Below are 26326 nucleotides of genomic sequence, written 5' to 3'. Positions count from 1 at the left end.
CGTCAGCTCTTGCCGAAGAGCTTCTGGATCTCGGCGAGGTCGGCCTCGCTCGGCGCTTTGGCACCGCCGAGACCGAATCCCGATCCGGTCGGGTTCGCCGCGGGCGCGAGTCCCGCGTTCTCCGCCGCACGCTTCGCAGGGTTGCCCGAGCGGGATCCACCCGAGGACTTGCCCTTCTTGCCGCGCTTCGAAGACGCACCCGGCTTGCCCATTCCGGGCATGGAGCCCATTCCGGGGATGTTCGGCGTGCCACCGCGCGCGACGGTCTTCATCATCTTGGCGGCCTGGTCGAAGCGCTGGACGAGCTGATTGACGTCCGTGACGGTCATTCCCGAACCACGCGCGATACGCAGACGGCGTGAACCGTTGAGCACCTTCGGGTTGCGTCGCTCACCCGGTGTCATGGACCGGATGATCGCCTCTGTGCGGTCGATTTCGCGCTCGTCGAAATCCTCGAGCTGCTGCTTCATCTGCCCCATGCCGGGAAGCATCCCCAGCATCTTCTTCATCGAGCCCATCTTCTTCATCTGCTGAAGCTGGTCGAGGAAGTCTTCGAGGGTGAACTGCTCGGTCGCCAGCTTCTCGGCCATCTTGACGGCCTCCTCCTCATCGAAGGCCTGCTGGGCCTGCTCGATGAGAGTGAGGATGTCGCCGAGGTCGAGGATGCGACTGGCCATGCGATCGGGGTGGAAGGGCTCGAGGTCTTCGAGTCGCTCGCCGGTCGACGCGAAGATGATGGGGCGTCCGGTGACGGAGGCGACAGAGAGAGCGGCGCCACCGCGGGCGTCACCGTCGAGCTTCGAGAGGACGACACCCGTGAAGTCCACGCCCTCCTGGAAGGCGCGCGCCGTATTGACCGCGTCCTGACCGATCATGGCGTCGATGACGAACAGGACCTCGTCGGGGTCGGTCGCCTTGCGGATGTCCGACGCCTGCTTCATGAGCTCCGCGTCGACACCGAGACGTCCCGCGGTGTCGATGATGACGACATCATGCTGGTGGCGGCGTGCATGCTCGACGCCGTCGCGCGACACCTTGACGGGGTCGCCCACGCCGTTTCCGGGCTCAGGCGCGTAGACCGTCGCACCGGCCTGCTCGGCCACGACCTGGAGCTGGTTGACGGCGTTCGGACGCTGCAGGTCGGCCGCGACGAGAAGGGGCGTGTGCCCCTCGCTCTCGAGCTGCTTCGCGAGCTTGCCGGCGAAGGTGGTCTTACCCGAGCCCTGGAGGCCGGCGAGCATGATGACAGTCGGCGCCGTCTTGGCGAACTGCAGACGACGCTGCTCGCCGCCGAGGATCTGCACGAGCTCCTCGTTGACGATCTGCACGACCTGCTGCGCGGGGTTCAGCGCCTTGCTGACCTCATCGCCCAGGGCTCGCTCGCGGACCTTCGCGGTGAACTCCTTGACGACCGCCAGCGCGACGTCGGCATCGAGCAGCGCGCGACGGATCTCGCGCACCGTGCCGTCGACGTCGGCCGCGGTGAGCTTTCCCTTCGTGCGAAGGTTGCGGAAGGTCTCGGTGAGCCGATCGGAGAGCGTGCCAAAGGTAGCCATGGTGACAACGAGTTTACGCGAATCCCGAGATGTTCTCCGCGTCCGCGGCACCACCGACCGCGAGAGTGATCAGGGAGAGCCCGCAGGAGCAGGGGCCCGCCGTGGGCTCACTTCGACCGGCACCGCTCACTCGTGCGTCGAGACCCACGGCATTCGGCCGATCGCCTGCACCGCGTCGGCGAATCGGTCACCCACGGATCCTCGTCCGGCACCACCCTCCGCCCACGCTCGCACAGCAGCGAGTACGGCGGCGGCCCAGGTCGCCGCGACGATGTCCGCGGTGAGCGCGGCGACACCCGAGCGGTGCGCGAGATCGGCCAGCGCCGCCGCGAGGCGGGCCTGGCGCAGCGCTGCATCCTGCTCGAGTTCGTCGTCGAGGCCCATGGCCGACGAGTTCGTCATCGCGAGCGCGAGGCTGTCAGGCGCGAAGTCCTCGACGAGATCCGAGAGGATGCGCCTCACGTGTGTGCCGTCGCGATCTTCCGGCACGGTGACCAGGTCCTCGATGGCACGGCCGATGCGCTCGTCGAGACCCGACCAGAGCACGTCGCTCTTCGATGAGAAGTAGTTGAAGAAGCTGGAGCGGCTCACCCCGGCGCGCTGCGTGATGTCGGCGACCGAGGTGGCGTCGTACCCCTGCTCGAGGAAGAGCTCACAGGCGGCTTCGGCGAGAGTCTCGCGCGAAGATGCCTTCGGCCGCCCCGCCCGACTCGTGCTGCTCATGTCAACACGCTACCGCGCGTCGCTGTCGCGCGCGCCCCAGGCCTGGGAGGAGTATTCTTAGACGCAATCCATCAATTGAGTGAGAGCGACCTCGCATGCTCGACATCATCACCCCCGGACTCGCGCCGGACTACGTTCCCTACACACAGGGTTGGGAACTGCAGCGTCGCATCCACGCTGACGTGGTCGATGGCACCCGCCCTGACTCGCTCATCCTCCTCGAGCACGAAGCCGTGTACACCGCGGGCAAGCGGACCGAACCGCAGGAACGCCCGACGGACGGCACACCGGTGATCGATGTCGACCGCGGTGGGAAGATCACCTGGCACGGGCCAGGGCAGCTGGTGGGCTACCCGATCGTCCGACTGCCCGAGCCGATGGATGTCGTCGCGCACGTGCGCCGGCTCGAGCGCATCCTGATCGACGTGCTCCGGCCACTCGGCGTCGACGGATACCAGGTGGAGGGGCGCAGCGGGGTGTGGGTTCGCCGCCCACTGTCCGAAGACAAGGTCGCGGCGATCGGCGTGCGGGTGCAGCAGGGCGTGACGATGCACGGCTTCGCGATCAACTGCGACAACAGCCTCGCAGGATTCCGCGGAATCATCCCGTGCGGGATCACCGACGCCGGTGTCACCACCGTGAGCGAGGTGATCGGAGCCGAGGTCTCCCCCGTCGACATCGTCGACTCGGTGGTCGCCGCCTTCCTCGCCGAATATTCGACCGCCGAGCACACAGGAGCACTAGCATGACCGCCGCACCCGAAGGACGCAAGCTCCTCCGCCTCGAGATCCGCAACGCCGAGACTCCCATCGAACGCAAGCCGGAGTGGATCAAGACGAAGGCGAAGATGGGCCCCGAGTACACGGCGCTCCACTCGCTGGTCAAGAGCGAGGATCTCCACACCGTCTGTCAGGAAGCCGGCTGCCCCAACATCTTCGAGTGCTGGGAAGATCGTGAGGCGACCTTCCTCATCGGCGGATCGCAGTGCACTCGACGGTGCGACTTCTGCCAGATCGACACGGGCAAGCCCGACGCCTACGACACCGACGAGCCTCGTCGCGTCGCCGAGAGCGTCGTGCGCATGAACCTCCGCTATGCGACTGTCACCAGCGTCGCACGAGACGATCTGCCCGACACCGGAGCCTGGCTGAACGCCGAGACCGTGCGGAAGATCCATGAGCTCAACCCGAACACCGGCGTCGAGCTGCTCGCCAACGAGCACAACGCCGATCCCGCCTTCCTCGGTCAGATCTTCGACGCCCGCCCCGAGGTCTTCGCGCACAACGTCGAGACCGTGCCGCGCATCTTCAAGCGCATCCGCCCGGCGTTCCGCTACGAGCGCTCGCTCGATGTGATCGCCCAGGCGCGAGATGCCGGGCTCATCACCAAGTCCAACCTGATCCTGGGCATGGGCGAGGAGCCGGAAGAGGTCGTACAGGCGCTGAACGACCTGCACGACGCCGGCTGCGACATCATCACCATCACGCAGTACCTGCGCCCGTCCCCTCGCCATCTGCCCGTCGCCCGATGGGTCAAGCCTGCGGAGTTCGTCGAGTTCAAGGAGGAGGCGGAGCGGATCGGATTCCTCGGTGTCCTCGCCGGACCTCTCGTGCGCTCGTCATACCGCGCGGGCCGACTGTGGGCGCAGTCGATGGTGTCGAAAGGGCGCGAGATCCCCCCGCACCTGTCCCACATCGCGGAGAGCGCGGATCTCGGGTTCGCTCAGGCCGTCTGAGCGAATACCGAGGTGATGAGCGTCAGTCGGCGCTCATCACCGACTGCACGCTGCCGTCCGAACCGAGGTTCACGAGCAGCACGTCATCGGTGGTGGTGGCGTCGAGAGCATACTCCAGCACGGCGAACGGCTCGGATCCGCCGTGCTCGTCGGCGAGGATCGTCATGCTCATGAGGCGCAGCGAGCGGATGATGTCGACCGCGGCGTCACCGCTGACGTCGACGAGGACGTCTTCGAGCTCATCGCCGTAGGCCTCCTGCTGCTGCAGGATGTACTCGGTGACCTCGCTGGTGCGATCATCGACCTCAGCGAGCATGCCCCGTCGGGCGACATCGTCGACATTCTCGAGCCCCGCTATGAGCGAGGCCGCGATGTCGAGCGCGTCCGCTGAGACATCGTCCTGATCGGGCGCGGTGAGATCGACCGTGACGCTCTGGTCACCGAGCTCCACTGTCTCGGACCAGAAGATCGATCCGTCCGGTCCGGAGGACAGGAGGCCGAAGTAGTCGTGTTCGATCGCCATAACGCTATGAAACCAGCCTCGTGCTCGCGGCGGTAGTCCTGTGATCAGCCGACGAGCGACTTGACGAAGACATGGGGGGTGAAACCGGTCAGATCGTCGATACCCTCGCCCTGGCCGAGTAGCTTGACGGGGATGCCTGTGCGCTCCTGCACAGCGAGGACGAAGCCGCCCTTCGCCGAGCCGTCGAGCTTGGTCAGGACGAGCCCGGTGACACCTGCGTGCTCGAGAAACGCCTCCGCCTGCATCACGCCGTTCTGACCCGTGGTGGCGTCGAGGACGAGAAGGACCTCGCTGATGGGAGCCTGCTTCTCGATCACCCTGCGGATCTTCGAGAGCTCGTCCATCAGCCCGCCCTTGGTATGCAGTCGGCCGGCCGTGTCGATGATCGCGATCTCGATGCCCTCGCGCTGGGCGAACTCGACGGTCTGGTAGGCGACGGATGCCGGATCCTGACCCTCTTGCTGAGGGCGGACGATCGCCGCTCCGCCACGCTGCGCCCAGGTGGCGAGCTGATCGACGGCGGCCGCACGGAACGTGTCGGCTGCTCCGACGACCACACTGCGCTGGAACCCGCGAAGGAACTTGGTGAACTTGCCGATCGTCGTGGTCTTGCCGACACCGTTGACGCCCACGACCAGCACGACCGCCGGTCGTTCGGTGAGCTTCAGGGTCGTGTCGAACTTCGCGAAGTGCTCCTCGAGCGTCTCTCGCAGCATCCGCTGGAGATCCTGCGGATCGGTCGTGCGATACCGCTCGACCTTCTCGCGGAGCTCGTCGACGACCCGCTCGCTGATGTCGGGGCCGAAGTCTGCCGTTATGAGGGCCGTCTCGAGGTCCTCCCATGTCGTCTCATCGATAGTGGGCTTGACGAACATCCCGCGCAGCGCGCGAGTGAGGGACCACGACTTCTCCGCCATGACTCCAGCCTACGGGTAGCGCCGTCAGCCGGCCGCCGCGCGATCGCCCACGCGCTGTCCGACGACAGCCGACACGCCGTCCTGACGCATCGAGACCCCGTAGAGCGCATCGGCGATCTCCATCGTGCGCTTCTGATGGGTGATGATGAGCAGCTGCGAGCTCTCGCGCAGCTGCTCGAACACGGTGAGCAGGCGGCCGAGGTTGGCGTCGTCGAGTGCCGCCTCGACCTCGTCGAGGATGTAGAACGGGCTAGGTCGGGCTTTGAAGATCGCGACCAGCAGAGCGACTGCGGCGAGGGAGCGTTCACCCCCGGACAGCAGAGACAACCTCTCGATCTTCTTCCCCACCGGACGTACCGAGACCTCGATGCCCGTCGTGAGCATGTTCTCCGGATCCGTGAGTGAGATGCTTCCGGACCCCCCGGGGAACAGCAGCGGAAAGACCTCACCGAACGCGACCCTCGTGTCTTCGAATGCGCTCGCGAAAATCGTCTGCATCCGCTCGTCGAGGTCGGCGATGATCGTCAGCAGGTCCTGACGCGTCTGCGTCAGATCGGCGAGCTGCTCGGTGAGGAACGCGTGACGCTGCTCGAGCGCGGCGAACTCCTCGAGCGCGAGCGGATTGACTCGACCGAGCTGAGCGAGCTTGCGTTCGGCCTCGGCGAGTCGGCGCTGCTGGATCCGCCGATCGAACGGAATGGCCGTGTCGTCGAGCCCGTCGTCTTCAGCGGGCGCGGCTCCGGGGTCACGGGGAACGAGCTGGTCCGGCCCATATTCCGCAATGAGAATATCTTCGTCGAGCGCCAGCTCCGAGGCGACGCGCTCGAGCAGACTGTTGAGGTGCAGCTTCTTCTCGTGGATCTGCAGCTCGAGGCCGTGCACGCTCTCAGTGAGCCCGACGAGCCTCTCCCGCAGGGATGTCTCCTGCACGCGAAGTGCGGTGAGCTCCTGGTTCTGCGCCGATCGTGTGGCCTCGGCCTCGGCCAGTGCGACGCGCGCCTCGGTGACCGATCGATCGATCGAGTCCAGGATTCGGGGAAGCTCCTGCACCACTCCGGATGCGGCGTCGCGCTGCGCGCGGCGGATGACCGCTCGGCGCGCAGCCTCGGCCGCGGCATCTCGCTCCTGTTCGCGTTGCCGTTCGAGCCCGGCGACGCGTGCCTGCGCAGCACGCACACGCTCACGAAGGGTCTCGATCTCCAGCCGTGCTCGGACTTCACCCTCGCGGGCCATCTCGAGTGCTTCGAGCAGACCGTCTCGCGCCGAGGCATCGAGCACGGGCCGAGGGGCGGCGATCGCCGCGTCCAGTTCGGCCTTCGCCGCTTCGGCCTTCGCCTCCGCGTCGTGCACGGCGCTCTGCGCCTGTGCGAGTCCCGCCTCGAGCCGTTCGCACTCGGCGACCGCCGACTCGTGGGTGACGGTGATGCGGTTCACCTGTTCCGCATGGGTGGCCAGAGCGGCATCGTGCTCCCGCAAGGCTCGAAGCGCGTCCTTCGCCTGGCGACGGGAAGTCTCCACGGCCTCGTTCGCGTCTTCGCGAGCCTCACGCAGCGAATCGACGATGACCTGCACCTCCGCCAGGCGCTCGTTCGCTGCGTCACGTTCGGCGGCGAGTTCGAGACGGGATCGCTCGCCACCGGATCCTGTCCGAAGCGTCTGCGCCGTGACCACGTCACCGGCCGTCGTGACGATCGTCGTGGTCGTGTCGCCTGCGACGTCGAGCGCGGCTCTCGCACTACGCGCCGCGTCGAGGCTGTCGGCGATCACGACGTGAGACAGGATCCCGAGCACGCCATCCGGAGCCGTGACCGTGTCGACGGCCGGCGTCACCCCTTCCAGAGCGGGCAGTTCGATCGACGGATGAGCGGCGTCTGAGACGACGAAGTCCACCACTCCCCTGCGCTGGTCCGACGCGTCACGAGCCAGCTCGAATGCATCGGATGTCCCCTCGACGAGAACGCCTTCGGCCAGCGGACCCAGCACGGCAGCGATCGCGGCCTCGAACCCGTTCCGGACCTGCACGGAGTCGCCCACGAGGCCGCGCACGCCCGGGCCGCCCGTCTTCACGATCTCGGCGGCGCCTCCTGAGATCGCGAGCGCGCTTCCGAGTGCTGTCGCCTTGGCCGTGAGCGCGTCGACTTCGCGCTCTGCCGCGTGCAGACGCTCGCGGAGCGCCTCCCGCTCGGCCTCGGCCGCTGTGGCGGCACGCTGCGCACTCTCGTATGCAGCGGAATGCTCCGCCGCCGTGCCCTCCGGCGCCTCCGTGTCGTCGATCGACTCGAGGGCGTCAGCTGCATCGCGTCGGCGCGCATTCGCCGCCTCGAGCGCGTTCTCCTGTCGCAGCACCGCACCGCGCACCGCGGCGAGAGCCGACGCAGCCGCATCGGCCGTTCCTCGCAGTGAGCTGAGCCGCATGTCGTACTCCGACACGAGCGCGCTCTGCTCGGCGATGTCCACGTCGAGGGTGTCGAGCTCCGCCCGGGCGTGCACCACCTCGCGGCTCGCCACGGTCGCCGCGTCCTGGGCATCGCCGAGGCCTGCGGCGATCTCGGTGATCTCGTCCTTCGCCTCGTCGATCGTGCTCTGCGTGACCGTGACGGTCGTCACCGCCGCATCGTCCTCCTCCGAGCCGAGCAGCGCGAGTCGCTGATTGGCGAGGGTGTACAACCCGCGCATCCGCTCCTGCACCTGCTCGAGCCCGAATGCCACGCTTCTCGCCCGATCGACCGCGACCGAGTTCTGATCCTGCTCGAGGCGCGCGATGCTCCCCCGCACCGCCTCTGCCTGATCCGACAGCACGAGCCGTTCGGTGTGCCGCTCGTGCTCGGTGCGTGTGTGATCGGCCAGCGCGGTGCGCAGCGCCACCACGTCGTCCGCGAAGATCCGGGCCTTGGCATCACGCACGACTGCGGCGATCGTCTGAGCCTCACGCGCGATCTCGGCCTGCCTGCCCAGCGGCTTCAGCTGGCGTCGGATCTCGCCCGCGAGATCGCTCAGGCGCGTGAGGTTGGTCTCCATCGCATCGAGCTTGCGGAGCGTCTTCTCCTTGCGACGCCGATGCTTGAGGATGCCGGCAGCCTCTTCGATGAAGCCTCGACGATCCTCCGGCGATGCCTGAAGCACCGTGTCCAGTCGCCCTTGACCCACGATGACGTGCATCTCGCGTCCGAGACCGGAGTCGCTGAGGAGCTCCTGAAGGTCGAGCAGACGGCAGTTCTCGCCGTTGATCGCGTACTCGCTGGCACCGTTGCGGAACAGCGTCCGGCTGATCGTGACCTCGGTGAACTCGATCGGCAGAGCGCCGTCGCTGTTGTCGATCGTGAGCTGAACCTCGGCGCGACCGAGCGGCCCTCTCGTCGAGGTGCCGGCGAAGATGACGTCCTCCATCTTGCCGCCACGCAGAGTCTTCGCTCCCTGCTCGCCCATGACCCAGGCGAGGGCGTCGACCACATTGGACTTTCCCGATCCGTTGGGACCCACGATGCAGGTGACGCCCGGTTCGAAGACGAAGCTGGTCGGCTGCGCGAAGGACTTGAACCCCTTGAGGGTCAGGCTCTTCAGATGCATGCGCGTACCGCGCTTCGGGGGTGAATCACGCCCATACGCTACCGGAATGACGGCTCAGAACGGGCATCCCGCGCGGTGGCGAACTGAACCGGAATCAGGCGCGACACGCCGGACCACGCCGGAGATGCTTGACGGACACGCCCGGGTTTCGCTACCGTAACCTCCGGATCGCCACACGAAAGGAGGTTACCGATGATCACTCAGCTCACTGCTCAGGCCACTGGCCTCGCCGCGCCATTTGCGCCGCGCCTTGCGCACTCGGTAACCGCCGGCGTCCGTAGAAGCGCGCTCTCGTAGAACCGCAGCCCGAGAACTCTGCTCCGAATCACCCATCGGTCTCCGATCGATGACGGGGTTTCTCGCTCGCGTGTCTCCGCGCCCCACCCTCTGATCCACCACGGATCACGGATCTCCGCCGACCTCGGCGATCGCCTTTCGGCGTGCCGGGCTCTCGACTCCCGTCGCGCACCGCCGGCCGTCTTCACGGCGCCCTGCGATCGCGCGCTCCCACTCGCTGGACACCACCACCCATCTCGAAGGAATCACCGTGAACACCACGCTGTATCGCAGCATCCCCCACCCTCCGGATACCGAGGACCAGCAGGTCCTTCACATCCCCGCACCCGATGAGCTACGGCGCCTGGCGCTGGCAGATCGTCTCTCGCTCCGGATCGGCCTGTGGCTGCTCCAGCGGGCTCAACGCCCTCGCCCGGCGCGCCGCGTCACCGCCCTCGAGGCGGACGCGCTGCATCTCGATCGGCGGAACCGCACCGACGGCGAGACGTATGCCCTGCTCACGTACGACCTGCAGCGTCAGCTGCGCTGACCTGGAGATCACCATGAGCATTCCGCTCACCGCAGATGCGTCGCTGCATCCGCTCGTGCTGCCGGCACGGGCGGATGCAGCCGACGCGGCCGAGTTCCGCGAGCTCGCCCGCGTCCGCAACGCCGTCTATCGCGAACTCACCGGCCGCACCGAACAGGACCTCACGCCGGAGGCGCTGCTTCCGATCCTGCGCTCCCGCAAAGAGCGCACGACCGCGGTGTGGACCGTGCGCGTCGACGGAGAGATGGTCGGACGCACGGTCATCGACATCCCGCACGAGGAGGGCTCGCGTGTGGCCATCGCCGCGATCGAGCTCCACCCACGGGTCTGGGGTCGAGGAATCGGTACCGCGATCCTGCCACACGTCGAAGCCTTCGCGAGACTGCACGACCGCACGGTGATCCAGAACTGGACGGAGCAGCCGGCGAGTGAGGGTCCCCGGCTCGAGGCGCGGACCGGCTTCGGCAGCGTGCCAGACGATCACGTCGCGCGATTCCTCATCCGCCACGGGTTCAGCCTCGAGCAGGTCTACCGGGTGAGTCGACTCGAAGTGAATGCCGAGACGGTTCGTCGCGCCGAGGAGCTTCGCGACGACGCACGCGCGTCGTCTCAGGACTATCGCGTGATCCGGTGGATGCTGCCGACGCCCGCCGAGCATGTCGAGGGCTACGCCTGGCTGAAGTCGCGCATGTCGACCGATGCCCCGTCTGCCGATCTCGAGACGGACGAGGAGGTCTGGGATGCAGAGCGCCTGATCGAGTCCGAGAGACGCGTGGCGGAGATGGGCCAGATCATCCAGGTCACGGTCGCGCAGCACGTCGCAACCGGCGAGCTGGCTGCGTTCACCGAGCTCCGCATCGGACCGGATCTGCGCGCGACCACCCATCAGCACGACACCCTCGTGCTGAAAGAGCATCGCGGGCACCGATTGGGACAGCTCGTGAAATGCGACGCCCTCCTGTCGTGGACGGGCGTCGCGCCCGAATCCCGCGACGTGATCACCTACAACGCCGAGGAGAACCGGCCGATGCTCTCGATCAATGAGGCGATGGGCTTCACGGCCATCGCGTATGAAGGAGCCTGGAAGAAGGAACTGTCATGACGACCACCACACTGACCATCGAGCCACTGATGGTCCCTGACGCGCTCGACGCCGCGGACGGTGCGGACTTCCGCGCCTACGGTCAGCTCAACCGGCAGATCTGCGATGAGATGGTGGGTCTGCCCGACATCGCACCCGACGCCGCTCAGTTGCTCGCGTCGTGGCAGGACTCCACCGACACCCTGCAGACCGGATTCGTGGCCAGGAACGGCGACGAGATCGTGGGCATGATCACGGTCGCGTATGCCCAGGAGGCGGATGCGACGGCGGCGGAGGCAGACCTCCTCGTGCCCGAGAAGCACTGGGGAATCGGTGTCGAGGATGCCCTCCTGACGCTCGCCGAGTCGGAGGCTCGCGCCCATGGTCGGTCTCTGGTGCAGATCTGGACGCTGCACCGGCCGATCGAGTCCGAACGGATGATCTCCCCGCGGACGGGGTGGGGTCGAATCCCGGCGATCCCGCTGTCAGACGCGCTCGAAGCCCGCGGGTACGACTTCGAACAGGTCGAACGCAACAGCGAGTTCGATCTGCGGTCGGACCCCGCCGCGCTCCGCGCCGCTCTGGAATCTGCGCAGGCGGCCGCGGGAGACGACTATCGGGTGCTCCATTGGATGGCTCCGACGCCGCCCGAGTTCCGGGACGGCTATGCAGCGATCCTCGCTCGCCTGTCGACCGATGCGCCGAGCGGCGAGATGGACTTCGTCGCCGAGGAGTGGGACGCGGAGCGAGTGGTGCGCCGAGAACGGCGGCTCACCGGAGCCGGCCAGGCCCTGTCGATCGTCGCGGTGCAGCACGTGCCGAGCGGGGACATCGTGGCATACAACGAGCTGCTCGTCGGAGCGGACCGGACGGGGGTCACGCATCAGCTCGGCACGCTGGTGTCGCGCGAGCATCGAGGGCATCGGCTGGGCACCGTCGTCAAGTGCGCGAACCTCCTGCACTGGCGAGAGCTCGTGCCGCTCTCCCCGACGGTCTCCACGTTCAACGCCGAGGAGAACCGCCCGATGCTGAGCATCAACGAGGCGATCGGGTTCGTGCCGGTCTCCTACGCCGGAGCGTGGCAGAAGCGGATCTGACCGAGATCATCCGAGCGGTGTACGCGGGCGCGAGCGGATCATCCGCCTGGGCGATGCAGCACTCCCGGTCTGGTCGCGAGGCTGGAAGCATGAACGACTCCGTCCTCGAGGCACGCTCCCTGACCAAGGCCTACGGCAGCACTCGCGCACTCGCCGGGGTGGATCTCTCGATTCACCGCGGCGAGTCCGTGGCGATCATGGGTGCCTCCGGATCCGGCAAGACGACTCTCCTCCATGTGCTCGCCGGCATCGTCCCGCCGGACTCCGGCACGGTGACGTTCCAGCCGTCGACCGGGCACCCCGTGGAGGTCGCCGGGCTCGGCGAGTCAGCGCGTTCCCGGCTGCGCAGGGAGAAGTTCGGCTTCGTCTTCCAGCAGGGCCTCCTCATCCCTGAGCTCACCGCCGTCGAGAACGTGGCGCTCGCATCGATGATCAACGGTGTGAAGAGAGCGGATGCCACGGCCCACGCGGCATCCTGGCTCGCCGCACTGGGACTCGCCGGTATGGAGGACCGCCGCATCGGGGAGCTCTCGGGCGGGCAGGCGCAACGCGTCGCGATCGCGCGGGCCCAGGCGACCGGTGCGGATCTCGTGTTCGCCGACGAGCCGACCGGGGCGCTCGACTCGCACACCTCGCAGGACGTGATGAACGCTCTGCTCTGGTCGACGACCGGGCAGGGGCGCACCCTCCTCGTCGTCACGCACGACGCCGACGTCGCCGCTCGATGCTCGCGCATCGTCGCGGTTCGCGACGGGCGGATCGTATCGTCGGCGGTGTCCGCATGAACGCCCGCGTTCTGGCCCTCCTCCTTCGTCCGGCGAAGGGAGAGAACGCCGTCCTGGCGCTTCCCGTGGTCGCCTTCGGCGTCGTCGCCGCTCTCGTGCTGACCGTCGTGGGTGGAGCGCAGTCGTTCTGGACCTGGACCGACGAGTACGCCCCGATCTATCAGGCATTGGCGGCGATCGCTCTCGTCCTCCTCGTCGTGCCCCTGATGAACCTCGGCGGGGCGTCTGCGCGACTCTCTGCCCGCCGCCGCGACGAGCGGCTCTCTACCCTGCGCCTTCTCGGCGTGACTCCGATGGGTGTCAGCGTCGCCACCGTGATCGAATCCGTGCTCGTCGCGGCCGCAGGTGCCGTCGCCGGCGTCGTCGTCCATCTGGCGACCGCTCCCCTCGTCGGACTCATCCCCTTCCGTGGCACGGCTCTCGGCGCCGACGCCGTCGTGCTTTCTCCGCTCAGCATCCTCGTGGTCGTGGCAGGAGTCCTTCTCGTGGCGGCCGGAAGCGCCGTGCTGGGTCTCCGACGCGTGATCGTCTCACCGCTCGGGGTGCGCCTGCGGACCACCGCTTCGACTGTGCACTGGTTCCGTGCGATCATCGGCATCTCGGTGCTGGCTCTGGTCTTCGTCCTCGTCAAGATCTTCCCGTCCGTCGCGGGGCTCGCGGTGACGATCACCGTGCTGGCTGCTCTGTTCGCCGTGGCGCTCGCCGTGCTCAACGTGATCGGGCCGTGGATCCTCAAGGTCGCCGCATCGCGTCAGCTGCGCAAGGCTGAGCGAGCCGACCGGCTGCTCGCTGCCCGCCTGGTGTTGGACTCACCCAAGGCCGCATGGCGTCAGGTGAGCGGCATCGCGATGGCGAGCTTCATGGCCGTGTTCGCCGGGACCGGCGTCTCACTGATGAACGTGATGAACAGCGGCGACGCGACGACTGCTGATGCGGCACTCGCCGTGGACATGCGCACCGGTCTGGTCATCACGCTGGTCGCCTCCTTCCTGATGGTCGCAGCGTCCGTCGGGGTGAATCAGGCCGCCTCCGTGCTCGATCAGCGCGAACTGCACCAGAGTCTGCACCGTCTCGGGATGCCCTTCGACACCGTCGACGACGCGCGTCGCCGCGCGATCATGTCACCGCTGCTCGTCACCGCGATCGGATCGGCCATCTGCGCAGCAGTGCTCGTGTTCCCCCTGCTCGGGATCGCGCTGATCACCGCCCCCGAGTCGTTGCTGACGATCGGCGCCGTGCTTGCGGCAGGAATCGGCATCGTATGGGTGAGCACGCGTGCGACCCGGCCACTGCTCGCGCGATCATTCGAGATCGCCTGAGCCTCACCGTCGACGCTGGCAGCGGGGGCAGAAATGGCTCGATCGGTTCATGAATGCCTGTCGACGGATCAGAGTGCCGCACCGAGGGCACGGCTGACCGCCTCGACCGTACGCGTTGAGGGAATGGGCGAAGTACCCGGCCTGTCCGTTCACGTTGACGTACTGAGCATCGAAACTCGTGCCGCCCTCGGCCAGCGCCTTGGCGAGCACCACCCGGATCTCGGCGAGGAGGCGGCCGATCGCGGTTGTCGACAGCGAACTCGCGAGAGTCTCGGGGTGGATGCGCGCCGCCCACAGCGCCTCATCGGCGTAGATGTTGCCCACACCACTGATCACCTGCTGGTCGAGCAGCACCCGCTTGATCGCGCTGCCCCGTCTGACGAGCGCGCGAGCGAGGACGCCATCGTCGAAGAGAGGGTCGAGTGGGTCGCGCGCGATGTGCACGACCTGGGTGGGAATCATCGTCGGCCCGTCCGGCACCAGACGGTCGACGGCCAGCGACCCGAACGTCCTCTGATCGGCGAACACGATCGCGAGCTCCCCGTGCTGCGGATGCTCGATGCCGATGCGAATGCGCTCGTGGCGCTCCGCCTCGGCATCCGGGGTTCGGAGCAGCATCTGCCCGCTCATCCCGAGGTGCGCGATCAATGCGGAATCCTCGGCGTCGAGCGGAAGCCAGAGGAACTTGCCTCGTCGCTCGGCGGCGGTGAACGTGCGTCCTTCCAGACGCGAGACGAAGTCGGAGGAACCCGCGGCATGACGTGTCAGAGCGCGCTCATCGAACACGCTCACCCCCGTGATGACGGAACCGACCGCAGCCGGAGCGAGACCTGCTCGCACCACCTCGACTTCGGGAAGCTCAGGCACGCTCGTTGAGGAAGCGCCATGCGCTGAGCGCGGCCGCCATCTCTGCAGTCTTCTTGCTGCTGCCCTTGCCGGTCATCGCCACATCGCCGACGCTCACGGTCGCGAGGAAGCGGCGATCGTGGTCTGGGCCGCTGGCCTCCACCGAATACTGGGGCGGCGTGGCACCGACGCGCGCCGCCAGCTCCTGAAGACTGGTCTTCGGGTCCATGGCAGCGCCGTAGCGCTCGGGGTCGGCGAGGAGAGGCTCGGTCAGACGGAGCACGAGGTCGGTGGCCGCGTCGGGCCCCGCTGACAGATAGGTCGCGCCGATGACGGCTTCCATCGTGTCGGCGAGGATCGAATCCTTATCGCGTCCGCCGGTCTGCTCTTCACCTCGACCCAGCAGCAGGTGGCTGCCCAGATCGATGCCTCTGGCCACCTCTGCGAGTGCGACCGTCGAGACGACGCTCGCACGCCGCTTGGCGAGTTCGCCCTCATCGAGCCCAGGGTGGGTCGTGAAGAGCATCACCGTGACGGCCTGACCGAGAACGGAGTCGCCGAGGAACTCGAGACGTTCGTTGTGAGGGATGCCGCCATGCTCGTACGCATACGAACGATGGGTGAGCGCCAACTCCAGAAGCTCCGCGTCGATATCGACGCGGAGCTTCTCTGGGAGAGGTCTCGTCCCCCCAGGGACTTCAGTCACAGTAGTGAAGTCGCGACTCAGACGTCGGCGACCTTGCGACCCTTGTACTCGAGGAAGAGCTCGGTGCCCTGCGAGTCGGTGACGACCTTCGCCTGGTGCGGACGGCTGTAGACCGTCTTGCCGTTCTCGACGGTCTTGACGAGAGCGATGGGCGCCGCCTTCCACTGCGCGCGGCGCGAGCGGGTGTTCGAACGGGATACCTTGCGCTTCGGGGGGTTACCAGCCATGACTAGCTCTCTTCTTTCTCGGCGGCACGAGATTCTTCCGTGCCGTCTTGGTCTGTGATGTTCTGGAGCGCGCTCCACCGAGGATCGATGGGAGCCGCCTGCTCCTTGTCGGTGCTCGCTGTCAGCCTCTCGCCCGTCTTCGGGTCGAGCCCGGGGCAATCCGGCTGACACACCGGCTGAAATGGAAGCGCCAATACGGCCGCATCCCTGACTAGAGTTTCAAGATCCACGTGGTCGTCTTGAACCTCGAAGTCAGTTTCTTCCTCACCAGGATACGCGAAAAGCTCCTGGAACTCGACTTCGACGGGCCGAGCGATGTCGATGAGGCAGCGACCGCACACTCCGGCGTACTCCCCATCGACGATTCCCGAGACCAGAATGCCCTCGTGGACCGACTCCAGACGCACATCCAGGTCGAGTTCGGAACCGGCCTCATACGACACGATCCCCTCTCCCCAGGCGTCCTTCAGGGTCACGGAGAACTCATGTTCGCGCATCTCTCCCGGCTTGCGGACGATGTCGCGGACGGGGAGGACGAAAGGACCACTCATTCGGGAACGCACCCAGCAATGGTACCGGCTACACGCGGCGGGAGGCTGGCTTCGGGCTGAGCGCGGCGCTCAGGGGCGCGGCTTCAGATCCCGCGAGACCCGGTGTCGAGGAAATCGGCGACCGCGCGAGGGACGAAAGGCGACACATCGCCGCCGAGCCCCGCCACCTGTCGCACGAGAGAGCTGGACACGAGAGCATGCGCCGGGTCGGGCAGCAGGAAGACCGTCTCGATGTCGGCGAGGTGCCGGTTGACGATCGCCATCGGCGATTCGTAGGCGACGTCGATCTGCGAGCGGATCCCCTTGACCAGCACGCCGGCGCCCACATCACGTGCATAGTCGACCAGAAGACCCATGCTCCACGATCCGACGACGACGTTGCCTTCCATGCCCTCGTCGGCGATGGACTGCTCGATGAGCGACAGCCGCGCCGCGATCGGCAGCATCGCCTCCTTGCCGGGGTTGTGAACGACGAGCACATGCAGCTCGTCGTACAGCTTGGCGGCCCGACGGATGACGTCGAGGTGGCCCAGGGTCGGCGGGTCGAAGGAACCCGGGACGACGGCGATCCGGCTGCTCATGCCCCCAGCCTAGGGCACGCGTGCTCGGGTCAGTTCTTGGCCAGGGCCGCGCGGTCGTCGTCGCTCACCCGTCGTTCGATGGCGGATCTGAGCCCTGGGTTCGCATCGAGACCGGGGTCGGCTGCGAGGATCGCCTCGGCGAGTTCGCGCGCCCGGACGATCAGACCGGAGTCCTTGACCACGCGCAGCAGCTTCAACGACGACCGTACGCCTGCCTGTGCGGCGCCGAGCACGTCGCCTTCGCCGCGCAGCTCGAGGTCGACCTCGGCGAGGGCGAAACCGTCGAGGGTCGCTGCGACCGCGTCGACCCGCTCGCGCGCCACAGAACCGGCTTCCGCCTCGGTCACGAGCAGACACAGCCCTGGCACGCCGCCTCGGCCCACGCGACCCCTGAGTTGATGCAGCTGGGAGACGCCGAAGCGGTCGGCGTCGAGGACGATCATGGTCGAGGCGTTGGGCACGTCGACACCGACCTCGATGACGGTCGTCGCGAGCAGCAGGTCGATCTCGCCCCGGGCGAAGGCCTGCATGACCGCGTCCTTCTCGTCCGAGGGCATGCGTCCGTGCAGCACCGCTCGACGGAGACCACCGAGCTTGGGGTGCGTCGCCAGCGCCTCGTTGAGCTGCACCACGCCCCAGCGCGGACCGGAGGCACCCTCGGGTTGGAGCAGAGCGGGCTCCCCCGCCTCGGCCGTCTTCTTCGTGGTGTCGATCGCGGCGCACACCGCGAAGACCTGGCGCCCTTGGGCGATCTCCTCGGCAGCGCGCTCCCACACGCGGTTGAACCACCCGGGATGCTCGGCGAGCGGGGCGACGAACGACTCGATTCCCGCGCGCCCCTTCGGCATCGTGCGGATCACCGAGGTGTCGAGGTCCCCGAAGACCGTCATCGCGACGGTGCGAGGGATGGGTGTGGCGGTGAGGACGAGCGCGTGCGGACTGGACCCCTTGGCGCGGAGCGCCTCACGCTGCTCGACTCCGAATCGGTGCTGCTCGTCGACCACGACGAGCCCGAGATCTGCGAACGTCGTCTTCTCGCCGAGCAGCGCGTGGGTGCCGACCACGATCAGCGCTTGTCCGGAGGCCACGCGCAGCGCAGCCTTGCGTCGCGCTGCGGCCGGCATCTGCCCGGTGAGCAGCGTGGGCATCACGAGCGGTGCAAGCTCGGGTCCGAGCATCTTCGATATCGACCGCAGATGCTGGCCCGCCAAGACCTCGGTCGGTGCGATGAGCGCGGCCTGGCCACCGGACTCGGCGACCTGGAGCATCGCACGCAGGGCGACGAGCGTCTTGCCGGAGCCGACCTCGCCCTGCACGAGCCGGTTCATCGGCCAGGAGCCGACCAGGTCTTTCGCGACCTGCTCGCCGACGGTCTGCTGATCGGGCGTGAGATCGTAGGGCAGCGAGGCATCGAACCGCTCGAGCAGCCCCCCGGGCTTCGCCGCTCGCGCCGTGGCCGCGAGCGATCGCACCGCGTCGCGCTGCTGCAGGAGCGCGGTCTGCAGGGTGAGCGCCTCATGCATCCGCAGCGTGCGGACTGCAGGATCGATGTCGTTGCGGGTATTCGGCCGATGGATCTGCTCGAGCGCCTCTCTCGCGGTCAGCAGCTCCTCGCGCTTGCGGACGTCCGCAGCGAGAGGCTCGGGCACGTCACCGAGACCGTCGAGCACTCCGGTGATGAACTTCGCGATCTGCCAGGTCTGCAGCGTCGACGTCGCGGGGTAGATCGGGATCAGCACGGCTGCGCGTGCGTCCGCGCGCCGCCTGGCTGAATCCTCGTCGTCGAAGAGCTCGTACTCCGGATGCGCGAACTGCGTCATCCCGTTGAACTCGCCGACCTTGCCCGAGAAGACGCCGCGACGACCGACTGCGAGGTCCTCGGACCGCCACTTGGCCGCACCGAGGTTCTTCGCGAAGAACGTGAGCGACATCTTGCCGATGCCGTCGCCGATCACGACATCGACCATCGCGCCCCGTCGATTGCGCATCGCCCTGGCACTCGACGACAGCACCTCGGCGACGATCGTCACGGTCTCGCCGAGCGGAAGCTCGCGGATGGGCGTCAGCTCGCCGGGGTCGGCGTAGCGCCGGGGATAGTGCGACACGAGATCGCCGACCGTCTTCATGCTGAACGCCCGATCGAGAGACTTCGCCGGCGTCGTGCCCAGCGCCTCCTCCAGCGACGAATCCAGCGTGAGCGACATGATCCGAGTCTAGGAGGCCGCACGGACACGACGTGCGCCGCAGCTGTCGTATCGTGAACGGGTGACGAGGATCATCGCCGGAAAGGCACGCGGCGCGCGGCTCGACGTGCCCCACGCAGGAACGCGCCCCACCAGCGACCGTGTACGGGAGTCGCTCTTCGGAGCACTGGAGTCCGCCGACGCGATCGTCGGAGCCCGGGTGCTCGATCTCTACGCCGGCTCGGGTGCGCTGGGATTGGAGACGCTCAGTCGCGGCGCGGCCAGCGCCGATCTCGTCGAGCACGGGCGAGATGCTGCGGCTGTCGTCCGCCGCAATGCCGCCGCCGTCGCGAAGGCCGGCGCGTCCGGCGCAAAGGTGCACCAGAGCACGGTCCGGTCGTTCCTGCAGCGCGCCTCCGGCCCGTACGACCTCGTCTTCTCAGACCCGCCGTACGACCTCGACGACGACGCGATGACCGCCGACCTCATCGCACTCGCACCGAGTCTCGCCCCCGATGCCCTCGTGATCATCGAGCGTGCGCGGCGCTCTACACCTCCCGATCTCCGGGCAGCCGGCCTGCAGCTGATCCGCGAGAAGGCGTACGGAGACACCGCTCTCTGGTGGGCCGAGCCCGCTCTCGCGTCCGAGACGCCTCAGCCCGAGGTCGAATCCCAGTCTCGATAGGGGTCCCAGCCGCTCACGTCGGCGGGGGCGTCGTCGACCAGTAGACCGTGGTCGCCCTGCGGGATCACAGCCCCGATGATGCGGAAGCCCGACGGCAGCATCCCCGGAGGGAAGGTGGCGAGCAGCGCGTGATCCTCGCCGCCGGCGAGAGCACGCTGCGGAGAGTCTCCGAGGGCTGCGCTGTCGAGGGCGATCGTGACGGCCGAGGCCGCCGCCATCCGTCGTGCATCGAGCGCGAGACCGTCCGAGATGTCCATCATCGCGGTGGCTCCGGCCGTGGCGGCGAACGGTCCGAGGCCGATCGGCGGCGACGGACGCAGCTGCGCCGCCAGCGCCGCGCTCTCACCCCGTCCGAGCACGGACGGATCGACAGCGATCGGTGTGTCGCCATCGCGGAACCTGCCGAAGAGCACGGCGAGTCCGTGGGCGGCGTGGCCGAGCTCCCCCGCCACCGCGACCACATCGCCGACCCGCGCACCCGAGCGCGTCACGGGCGGCCGACTCTCGAGATCGCCGAGGGCCGTGACAGCCACGGTGAGGACGTCGGAGACGGTGAGATCGCCACCGACGACTGCGCAGCCGGGCGCGAGAGCCGTGCACGCCTCGCGCAATCCGTCTGCGAGCTGTTCGACGAAGGAGAGCCGCAGATCGCGTGGAACCGCCAGCGCGACGAGCAGCGCGGTCGGGCGCGCACCCATGGCGGCGACGTCGGCGAGGTTCACCGCCGCGGCCTTCCACCCGAGGTCATACCCCGACGACCACGCGAGCCGGAAGTCAGGACCGTGCACCAGTGTGTCGGTCGTGGCGACCACGGATCCGGACGGAGTCGCGATCACGGCCGCGTCGTCACCGGGTCCGATGATCGCGTGACTGGCCCGCGAAGTCCTCGCCAGGATGGCCCGCAGGATCTCCCCCTCCGAAAGATCGGCGAGGGTCGGATCATCGTCGCGAGGTCGGGAGGACATGCAGTCAAAGGTAGCCTGGATGCATGCCCCGTTCTCGTCGTCTCGCCGTCACCGCGGGGTCTCTGGCCCTTGTCGCGGCGCTTTCCGGATGCTCGACCACGATCCATCTGGAGCCGGCCGACGACGCGAACAATCCGGCATGCGCGGAGGTCTCCGTCCTGCTCCCCGACGCCGTAGGCGATCTGGACCGCGTGTGGACCGATGCCCAAGCCACCGGTGCCTGGGGTGACCCGACGGTCGTGCTGCGCTGCGGCGTCGAGCCGCCGGCACCGTCGACCGAAGTCTGCACCACGATCGGAAGCGTCGACTGGCTCGTGCTCGACCAGGAGGAGGAGCGCCAGCGTCTGGTGACCTACGGTCGCGATCCCGCCGTCGAGGTGATGATCCGCCGCGGCGAGGAGATCGACTTCCGCACGGTTGTCGAGAGTCTCTCGACGAGCATCCAGTCCGGCCTCGAACCGGCGACGGCTCGGTGCACGGACCGGGTGCCCACCGAGGATTCCCCTGACGCGGGATCCGCCGAAGGTTGACCGGACGCCTCCCGATCAGCGGCGCAGGCCCGCTTCGATCAGCTCGGAGATCAGGTCGCCGTAGCTGAGTCCGGATGCCACCCAGCACTTCGGGAACATCGAGATCGGCGTGAATCCGGGCATCGTGTTGAGCTCGTTGACGACGAGCTCTCCGGAGGGCGTCACGAAGAAGTCGACGCGGGCGAGGCCCTTGGCGTCCACCGCCTCGAAGACTCGGACTGCGGTCTCGCGCAGCCGCTCGATCAACACATCGTCGACGTCCGCGGGGCACACGATCTCTACACCGTCACCGCCGAGATACTTGCCCTCGAAGTCGTAGAAGCTGCGTGAGGTGAGCACGACCTCGCCCGGCAGTGAGGCGCGTGCCCGCTCGCCGGGGCGCCCGGCCAGAACGCCCACCTCGATCTCACGCCCGACGACCTGCGTCTCGACGAGTACCTTGCCGTCTTCGGCGAACGCGATCTCCATGGCGGCATCGAGGCCGTCCCCGTGGTCGACGCGCGACACGCCGACGCTCGATCCGGCACTCGCCGGCTTGACGAAGACCACATCGCCCAGCTCGGCGATCCGATCGCGGACGATCGCCGGATCGGCCTGCCACTCGTTCCTCCGCACCGTAATCCCCGGCGATACCGCGATGCCCGCGGACGTGAGTGCCAACTTCGTGAAGTGCTTGTCCAACGAGACCGCGGAATCAAGGATTCCGCAGCCCGCGTAGGGCATGTCGATGACCTCGAAGAAACCCTGGATGGCTCCATCCTCGCCATGCAGCCCATGCAGCAGCGGCAGCACGACGTCGACATGACCGAGCGATTCGCTGGTCCCATCCGGGCGCACGACGCGCAACGTCCGGTCCCCGCCGGGTTCGGGCCACAGCACCCTGGTGCCGTTGTCGGCGACCTCGGGCAGATGCGCTGCATCCAGCGGGAACTTCGACGGGTCGTCGTCTTCGAGGACGAAAGCCCCCTCGCGGGTGATCCCGACGGGGATCACCGCATAGCGATCGCGATCAATCGCGCCCAGCACTCCGCCCGCCGTTGCGGAACTGATCGAATGCTCGCTGGAGCGCCCTCCGAAGAGCACCACCACCGTCTGCTTGTCCATGGTTGGTCCTCTCACCCTGCGGGGTGTCGTCGTCCGTCGTCAGGTGGGGTGCGATGTCGCGCGGGTTCATCTTGCCGTCGAGCACCATCTTCACCTGCTCGACGATGGGCATGTGCACCTCGGACTCGCGCGCGAGCTGCAGCACCGGCGCGACGGACGCGAGGCCCTCGGCAGTCTGCTGCATCTGCTTGACGACGTCCTGGAAGCTGTATCCCTGGCCGAGCAGGCGCCCGGCCGTGTTGTTGCGGCTCAGCGGAGACTGGCACGTCGCGATGAGGTCTCCCAGACCCGCGAGCCCCTGGAGCGTCTCGGGGTGCGCGCCGTTCGCGACCGCGAAGTCGGTCATCTCGACGAGTCCGCGCGTGATGATCGACGCCTTGGTGTTCTCGCCGTACCCGACGCCGTCGACGATGCCGATCGCCACCGCGATCAGGTTCTTCAGCACTCCCCCGAACTCCGTGCCGATCACATCGGTGTTGACGAAGGTCCGGAAGTACGAGTTACGAGCCGCACGAGCGACCTCCTCGGCCGTCTCCTGGCTGCGCGAGGAGATCACGGCGGCCGTCGGCTGCTCCCGGGCGATCTCGAGCGCGAGGTTCGGCCCCGAAGCCACGGCGATGCGGTCGGGATCGCACCGCAGCTCCTGCTCGATGACCTGGCTCATCCTCAGCCCCGTCGTGCGTTCGACGCCCTTCATCAGGCTGACGATCTTCGCGTCGTTGTCGGACAGCAACGGTCGCAGCGCCTTGAGGTTCTCGCGCAGCGACTGGCTCGGCACCGAGAGGTACACCTGGTCGACGTCACGCAGCGCGATCGCCAACTCATGCGTCGCCGCCATGGTGCGCGGCAGGTTGATGCCGGGCAGATAGCGCGAGTTGCGCTTGGCCTCGTCGATCTCGTGCGCGAGTTCGGCGCGACGAGCCCACATCGTGACCTGCGCACCGCCGTCGGCGAGGATCTTCCCGAACGTCGTGCCCCAGCTGCCTGCGCCGATGACGGCGACTCGGGGGCCCGCTGGCGTGTTGCGCTTAGGAGTCAAGGCGACCCGTCTCCTTCTGTCCGTGCGAGGCAGGGTTCCAGCGTTCAGCCGGCGCCTTCTCGCCGCGCAGCTCTTCGAGCAACGCGGTGATCGCGTTCATCAGCCGTTCTGTGGCCTCATTCAGTGCCGCGGTCTCGCCCGCACGGCCACGCAGGTCCGACACGTCGACCGGGTCGCCGATGATCACGTCCACGCGCTTGCGCAGCGGCCACAGGCTCAGCCCCTTCTGGTATCGCCCCATGATCTCCTGGGTGCCCCACTGGGCCATCGGGATCAACGGGAGGCCGTCGGTCAGAGCCAGCCGCACGGCGCCTGACTTGCCGCGCATCGGCCACATGTCGGGATCGCGCGTCAGAGTGCCCTCGGGGTACACGATCACCCCGCGCCCGTGCTCGACCAGTTCGGCCGACTGCTTCAGCGTCTGCTTCGCGGCCGATGCCGATGACGAACGAGCCACCGGGATCATTCCCGTGCGACGCAGAATCCATCCGAGCACGGGAACCTTGAACAGGCTCTCCTTGGCCATGAATCGGGGCGCGCGCCCGATCCGCCACACCGCGAGTGCCACGATGAGCGGATCGAACTCCGAGTAGTGGTTGGGAGCCAGGACGTAGGCCCCCTCACGAGGGAGCTTCTCGGCGCCGGTGATGCGCATCTTCGCCAGCAGGGAGATCAACGGCACGGCGATCGCCGCGAGCGGCCAGAACACACTGGGCCGCGTCGTCTCGCGTGACCGGGAACCCATCCGGGTCACCGGATGACGTCGAAGTCGGCGCCCACGGCGTCGAGCTTGGCGAGGAACTTCTCGTAGCCACGGCTGAGGATGTCCACCCCGGACACCCTCGACTCGCCCTCGGCGGTCAGAGCCGCGATGACGTGGCTGTACCCGCCGCGCAGGTCGGGAACGACGATATCCGCGGCATGCAGCGGGGTCGGGCCGGTGATGACCGCGGCCTGCTCGAGATCGCGGCGCGGAACACGGCGGGGCCCGTCCTGCAGTCCGCGGGGGTGCACGACGATGTCGGCCCCCATCTTGACGAGCGCGTCGGTGAAGCCCAGACGATTCTCATAGACCGTCTCGTGCACGACCGAGCGGCCGTTGGCCTGCGTCAGCGCGACCACGAGCGGCTGCTGCCAGTCGGTCATGAAGCCGGGGTGCACGTCGGTCTCGACGACGACGGGCTTGAGCTCGCCGTCGCGGCGGAAGAGGATGCCGTCTTCCTTGATGTCGAACCAGCCGCCCGCCTTGCGGAAGATGTTGAGGAAGGTGAGCATCTCCTGCTGCTTGGCTCCGCCGACGAAGATCTCGCCGTCGGTGGCCAGCGCCGCGGATGCCCAGGAGGCCGCCTCGTTGCGGTCGAAGATCGACCGGTGGTCGTAGCCGCGCAGAGTCTCGACGCCCTCGATGAGGATGACGCGGTTCGGCTCGTACGAGATGATCGCGCCCATCTTCTGCAGCACGGCGATCAGATCCATGATCTCGGGCTCGATGGCTGCGTTGCGCAGCTCGGTCGTACCCTCGGCGCGAACGGCGGTCAGGAGGACCTGCTCGGTGGCCCCGACGCTCGGGTACGGGAGGTGGATGTTGGCCCCGTGCAGACGCGTGCCGCCGGTGGAGAGACGGATACCGCTCGGCAGCTTCTCGACGATCGCGCCGAACTTGCGGAGCGCGTCCAGATGGAAGTCGATCGGGCGGTCGCCGATGCGGCATCCGCCGAGGTCGGGGATGAAGGCCTGACCGAGACGGTGCAGGAGGGGTCCGCAGAACAGGATCGGGATGCGGGAGGCGCCGGCGTGGGCGTCGATCTCTTCGAAGTGCGCCGATTCGACATCGCTCGGGTCGAAGACGAGAGCACCCGGCTCATCGCCGTCGGACACGCGGACGCCGTGCACCTCGAGCAGCGAGCGCACGACGGCGACATCGCTGATGGCGGGGACGTCGCGCAGCACGCTGACGGTCTCTCCGAGGAGCGAGGCGACCATCGCCTTGGTCGCGAGGTTCTTCGCGCCCTTGACGTCGACGCGGCCGCGCAGCGGGCGCCCTCCACGAATGGCGAGGACGTCTCCGGTGAGTGGGGGGACTCCGTCCGGAAGAGCGTCGCGCACAGGTGTCGTCATTCGGAGCCTCACTTCGTTCAACGGAATTCGGGGCGGGGTCGCCCTCGGCTCCCCCGCCCCGCCGTTCACTGAACGGGAAGGGTCCGGGGCCGCCACGACTCGCGACGGGCCTCGAACTGCGCGATCTTGTCTTCGTTGCGCAGCGTGAGCCCGATGTCATCGAGCCCTTCGAGGAGCCGCCATCTAGTGTAATCGTCGATCCCGAGGTCAGCCTGGATCTCACCGATCGACGCCACCCGCGCCTCGAGGTCCACGGTGATGGATGCCCCGGGATTCCGGTCGATCTCGGCCCAGATCCGCTCGAGATCCTCTTCGGAGATGGTCGCGGCGACGAGCCCCTGCTTGCCCGAGTTGCCTCGGAAGATGTCGGCGAAGCGCGGGCTCAGGACGACGGCGAACCCGAAGTCGCGCAGTGCCCACACGGCGTGCTCTCGGCTCGATCCGGTGCCGAAATCCGGTCCGGCGACGAGCACCGACGCTCCCTGGAAAGCGGGCTGGTTGAGCACGAACTCCGGGTCCTGGCGCCACCCGTGGAACAGCGCGTCCTCGAAGCCGGTCTTGGTGACGCGCTTGAGGAACACGGCCGGGATGATCTGGTCGGTGTCGACGTTCGAGCGCTTCAACGGAGCCGCGATTCCCGTGTGGGTGATGAACTTCTCCAT

Annotated in this window: 26 protein-coding genes; 9 read left to right on the top strand and 17 right to left on the bottom strand. The window is 67.7% G+C overall.

Annotated elements, in window-relative coordinates; all coding sequences use genetic code 11:
* Positions 1-2 precede the first annotated feature (2 nt).
* Both ffh and FIV50_RS07770 read right to left on the bottom strand, forming a co-directional pair.
* Positions 3-1556: a signal recognition particle protein gene (ffh, locus tag FIV50_RS07775; RefSeq protein WP_140036943.1), complete on the bottom strand. Its 1554-nt coding sequence runs from the start codon at positions 1554-1556 to the stop codon at positions 3-5.
* A 126-nt stretch (positions 1557-1682) separates the two neighbouring features.
* The gene (locus FIV50_RS07770; RefSeq protein ID WP_140036942.1) at positions 1683-2279 is read right to left on the bottom strand and encodes a TetR/AcrR family transcriptional regulator; all 597 of its coding nucleotides are present in this window, start codon (positions 2277-2279) and stop codon (positions 1683-1685) included.
* A 95-nt stretch (positions 2280-2374) separates the two neighbouring features.
* On the opposite strand from FIV50_RS07770, the gene lipB reads away from it, so the two are divergent.
* Both lipB and lipA read left to right on the top strand, forming a co-directional pair.
* Positions 2375-3028, top strand: a complete 654-nt coding sequence (gene lipB, locus FIV50_RS07765; protein WP_140036941.1) for a lipoyl(octanoyl) transferase LipB — start codon at positions 2375-2377, stop codon at positions 3026-3028.
* The gene (gene lipA / locus FIV50_RS07760; RefSeq protein WP_140036940.1) at positions 3025-4014 is read left to right on the top strand and encodes a lipoyl synthase; all 990 of its coding nucleotides are present in this window, start codon (positions 3025-3027) and stop codon (positions 4012-4014) included. Before lipB ends, lipA begins: the two co-directional genes overlap by 4 nt.
* A 22-nt stretch (positions 4015-4036) precedes the next feature.
* On the opposite strand, the gene FIV50_RS07755 is transcribed toward lipA, so the two are convergent.
* From FIV50_RS07755 to smc, 3 genes are read right to left on the bottom strand one after another with little or no spacing between them, the layout of a single operon-like run.
* Positions 4037-4537, bottom strand: coding sequence for a DUF2004 domain-containing protein (locus FIV50_RS07755; RefSeq protein WP_140036939.1), 501 nt, complete (start codon positions 4535-4537; stop codon positions 4037-4039).
* 44 nt (positions 4538-4581) lie between these two features.
* Positions 4582-5454 (bottom strand): signal recognition particle-docking protein FtsY, encoded by an 873-nt coding sequence (gene ftsY, locus FIV50_RS07750; RefSeq protein ID WP_140036938.1) that lies wholly within the window; start codon positions 5452-5454, stop codon positions 4582-4584.
* Between the two features lie 24 nt (positions 5455-5478).
* Complete coding sequence (gene smc / locus FIV50_RS07745; protein WP_140036937.1) at positions 5479-9021, bottom strand: chromosome segregation protein SMC; 3543 nt, start codon at positions 9019-9021, stop codon at positions 5479-5481.
* 547 nt (positions 9022-9568) lie between these two features.
* Here smc and FIV50_RS07740 point away from each other — a divergent pair.
* From FIV50_RS07740 to FIV50_RS07720, 5 genes are all read left to right on the top strand, one after another.
* Complete coding sequence (locus tag FIV50_RS07740) at positions 9569-9847, top strand: hypothetical protein (protein WP_140036936.1); 279 nt, start codon at positions 9569-9571, stop codon at positions 9845-9847.
* 13 nt (positions 9848-9860) lie between these two features.
* Positions 9861-10949, top strand: a complete 1089-nt coding sequence (locus tag FIV50_RS07735) for a GNAT family N-acetyltransferase (protein WP_140036935.1) — start codon at positions 9861-9863, stop codon at positions 10947-10949.
* Entirely contained in the window at positions 10946-12025 is a 1080-nt protein-coding gene (locus FIV50_RS07730) for a GNAT family N-acetyltransferase (protein WP_140036934.1), read from the top strand. The genes FIV50_RS07735 and FIV50_RS07730 overlap by 4 nt, the downstream gene beginning before the upstream one ends.
* An 89-nt stretch (positions 12026-12114) precedes the next feature.
* Positions 12115-12810: an ABC transporter ATP-binding protein gene (locus FIV50_RS07725; protein WP_140036933.1), complete on the top strand. Its 696-nt coding sequence runs from the start codon at positions 12115-12117 to the stop codon at positions 12808-12810.
* Positions 12807-14129, top strand: a complete 1323-nt coding sequence (locus tag FIV50_RS07720; protein ID WP_140036932.1) for an FtsX-like permease family protein — start codon at positions 12807-12809, stop codon at positions 14127-14129. The genes FIV50_RS07725 and FIV50_RS07720 overlap by 4 nt, the downstream gene beginning before the upstream one ends.
* Positions 14130-14132: 3 nt before the next feature.
* On the opposite strand, the gene mutM is transcribed toward FIV50_RS07720, so the two are convergent.
* From mutM to FIV50_RS07690, 6 genes are all read right to left on the bottom strand, one after another.
* Entirely contained in the window at positions 14133-14996 is an 864-nt protein-coding gene (gene mutM, locus FIV50_RS07715) for a bifunctional DNA-formamidopyrimidine glycosylase/DNA-(apurinic or apyrimidinic site) lyase (protein WP_140036931.1), read from the bottom strand.
* A complete protein-coding gene (gene rnc / locus FIV50_RS07710) occupies positions 14989-15681 on the bottom strand; it encodes a ribonuclease III (protein WP_140036930.1) in 693 nt (230 codons plus the stop codon). Before rnc ends, mutM begins: the two co-directional genes overlap by 8 nt.
* A gap of 17 nt (positions 15682-15698) precedes the next feature.
* Positions 15699-15908, bottom strand: a complete 210-nt coding sequence (gene rpmF / locus FIV50_RS07705; protein WP_042541694.1) for a 50S ribosomal protein L32 — start codon at positions 15906-15908, stop codon at positions 15699-15701.
* 2 nt (positions 15909-15910) lie between these two features.
* Positions 15911-16459: a YceD family protein gene (locus FIV50_RS07700; RefSeq protein ID WP_140038681.1), complete on the bottom strand. Its 549-nt coding sequence runs from the start codon at positions 16457-16459 to the stop codon at positions 15911-15913.
* 83 nt (positions 16460-16542) lie between these two features.
* On the bottom strand, positions 16543-17040 hold the full coding sequence (coaD, locus tag FIV50_RS07695) for a pantetheine-phosphate adenylyltransferase (RefSeq protein WP_140036929.1): 498 nt from the start codon (positions 17038-17040) through the stop codon (positions 16543-16545).
* Between the two features lie 29 nt (positions 17041-17069).
* Positions 17070-19244, bottom strand: a complete 2175-nt coding sequence (locus tag FIV50_RS07690; protein WP_181164360.1) for an ATP-dependent DNA helicase RecG — start codon at positions 19242-19244, stop codon at positions 17070-17072.
* Positions 19245-19305: 61 nt separating this feature from the next.
* Between FIV50_RS07690 and rsmD the strand changes: the two genes are divergently transcribed.
* On the top strand, positions 19306-19908 hold the full coding sequence (gene rsmD, locus FIV50_RS07685) for a 16S rRNA (guanine(966)-N(2))-methyltransferase RsmD (RefSeq protein WP_140036927.1): 603 nt from the start codon (positions 19306-19308) through the stop codon (positions 19906-19908).
* On the opposite strand, the gene thiL is transcribed toward rsmD, so the two are convergent.
* Positions 19878-20873, bottom strand: a complete 996-nt coding sequence (gene thiL, locus FIV50_RS07680; protein WP_140036926.1) for a thiamine-phosphate kinase — start codon at positions 20871-20873, stop codon at positions 19878-19880. The genes rsmD and thiL overlap by 31 nt on opposite strands.
* A gap of 23 nt (positions 20874-20896) precedes the next feature.
* On the opposite strand from thiL, the gene FIV50_RS07675 reads away from it, so the two are divergent.
* On the top strand, positions 20897-21403 hold the full coding sequence (locus FIV50_RS07675) for a DUF3515 family protein (RefSeq protein WP_140036925.1): 507 nt from the start codon (positions 20897-20899) through the stop codon (positions 21401-21403).
* A 15-nt stretch (positions 21404-21418) separates the two neighbouring features.
* On the opposite strand, the gene FIV50_RS07670 is transcribed toward FIV50_RS07675, so the two are convergent.
* The 5 genes from FIV50_RS07670 to leuD all read right to left on the bottom strand — a co-directional run bounded on the left by FIV50_RS07670 (position 21419) and on the right by leuD (position 26326).
* Positions 21419-22507: a D-alanine--D-alanine ligase family protein gene (locus tag FIV50_RS07670; protein WP_140036924.1), complete on the bottom strand. Its 1089-nt coding sequence runs from the start codon at positions 22505-22507 to the stop codon at positions 21419-21421.
* Positions 22413-23546, bottom strand: coding sequence for an NAD(P)H-dependent glycerol-3-phosphate dehydrogenase (locus tag FIV50_RS07665; RefSeq protein WP_140036923.1), 1134 nt, complete (start codon positions 23544-23546; stop codon positions 22413-22415). The genes FIV50_RS07670 and FIV50_RS07665 overlap by 95 nt, the downstream gene beginning before the upstream one ends.
* Positions 23536-24300, bottom strand: coding sequence for a lysophospholipid acyltransferase family protein (locus tag FIV50_RS07660; protein ID WP_140036922.1), 765 nt, complete (start codon positions 24298-24300; stop codon positions 23536-23538). Before FIV50_RS07660 ends, FIV50_RS07665 begins: the two co-directional genes overlap by 11 nt.
* Positions 24297-25664 carry a UDP-N-acetylglucosamine 1-carboxyvinyltransferase gene (gene murA / locus FIV50_RS07655; RefSeq protein WP_140036921.1) on the bottom strand — a complete coding sequence of 456 codons (1368 nt, stop codon included), beginning with the start codon at positions 25662-25664 and terminating at the stop codon, positions 24297-24299. The genes FIV50_RS07660 and murA overlap by 4 nt, the downstream gene beginning before the upstream one ends.
* 65 nt (positions 25665-25729) lie before the next feature.
* Positions 25730-26326: a 3-isopropylmalate dehydratase small subunit gene (gene leuD / locus FIV50_RS07650; RefSeq protein WP_140036920.1), complete on the bottom strand. Its 597-nt coding sequence runs from the start codon at positions 26324-26326 to the stop codon at positions 25730-25732.

The sequence above is a fragment of the Microbacterium foliorum genome (assembly GCF_006385575.1).
Classification (GTDB): Bacteria; Actinomycetota; Actinomycetes; order Actinomycetales; family Microbacteriaceae; genus Microbacterium; species Microbacterium foliorum_B.
The sequence above is the reverse complement of the archived record's forward strand: the minus strand, read 5'-3'. Positions and strand labels throughout refer to the sequence as shown.

Coding starts and splice junctions, on each gene's coding strand:
- FIV50_RS07755 (WP_140036939.1), bottom strand. CDS start 4,537: ATGGCGATCGAACACGACTACTTCGGCCTCCTGTCCTCCGGACCGGAC.
- murA (WP_140036921.1), bottom strand. CDS start 25,664: ATGACGACACCTGTGCGCGACGCTCTTCCGGACGGAGTCCCCCCACTC.
- FIV50_RS07770 (WP_140036942.1), bottom strand. CDS start 2,279: ATGAGCAGCACGAGTCGGGCGGGGCGGCCGAAGGCATCTTCGCGCGAG.
- lipB (WP_140036941.1), top strand. CDS start 2,375: ATGCTCGACATCATCACCCCCGGACTCGCGCCGGACTACGTTCCCTAC.
- FIV50_RS07700 (WP_140038681.1), bottom strand. CDS start 16,459: ATGAGTGGTCCTTTCGTCCTCCCCGTCCGCGACATCGTCCGCAAGCCG.
- FIV50_RS07735 (WP_140036935.1), top strand. CDS start 9,861: ATGAGCATTCCGCTCACCGCAGATGCGTCGCTGCATCCGCTCGTGCTG.
- leuD (WP_140036920.1), bottom strand. CDS start 26,326: ATGGAGAAGTTCATCACCCACACGGGAATCGCGGCTCCGTTGAAGCGC.
- FIV50_RS07730 (WP_140036934.1), top strand. CDS start 10,946: ATGACGACCACCACACTGACCATCGAGCCACTGATGGTCCCTGACGCG.
- FIV50_RS07670 (WP_140036924.1), bottom strand. CDS start 22,507: ATGGACAAGCAGACGGTGGTGGTGCTCTTCGGAGGGCGCTCCAGCGAG.
- lipA (WP_140036940.1), top strand. CDS start 3,025: ATGACCGCCGCACCCGAAGGACGCAAGCTCCTCCGCCTCGAGATCCGC.
- FIV50_RS07690 (WP_181164360.1), bottom strand. CDS start 19,244: ATGTCGCTCACGCTGGATTCGTCGCTGGAGGAGGCGCTGGGCACGACG.
- rpmF (WP_042541694.1), bottom strand. CDS start 15,908: ATGGCTGGTAACCCCCCGAAGCGCAAGGTATCCCGTTCGAACACCCGC.
- FIV50_RS07725 (WP_140036933.1), top strand. CDS start 12,115: ATGAACGACTCCGTCCTCGAGGCACGCTCCCTGACCAAGGCCTACGGC.
- smc (WP_140036937.1), bottom strand. CDS start 9,021: ATGCATCTGAAGAGCCTGACCCTCAAGGGGTTCAAGTCCTTCGCGCAG.
- thiL (WP_140036926.1), bottom strand. CDS start 20,873: ATGTCCTCCCGACCTCGCGACGATGATCCGACCCTCGCCGATCTTTCG.
- ftsY (WP_140036938.1), bottom strand. CDS start 5,454: ATGGCGGAGAAGTCGTGGTCCCTCACTCGCGCGCTGCGCGGGATGTTC.
- coaD (WP_140036929.1), bottom strand. CDS start 17,040: ATGAGCAGCCGGATCGCCGTCGTCCCGGGTTCCTTCGACCCGCCGACC.
- FIV50_RS07675 (WP_140036925.1), top strand. CDS start 20,897: ATGCCCCGTTCTCGTCGTCTCGCCGTCACCGCGGGGTCTCTGGCCCTT.
- FIV50_RS07720 (WP_140036932.1), top strand. CDS start 12,807: ATGAACGCCCGCGTTCTGGCCCTCCTCCTTCGTCCGGCGAAGGGAGAG.
- ffh (WP_140036943.1), bottom strand. CDS start 1,556: ATGGCTACCTTTGGCACGCTCTCCGATCGGCTCACCGAGACCTTCCGC.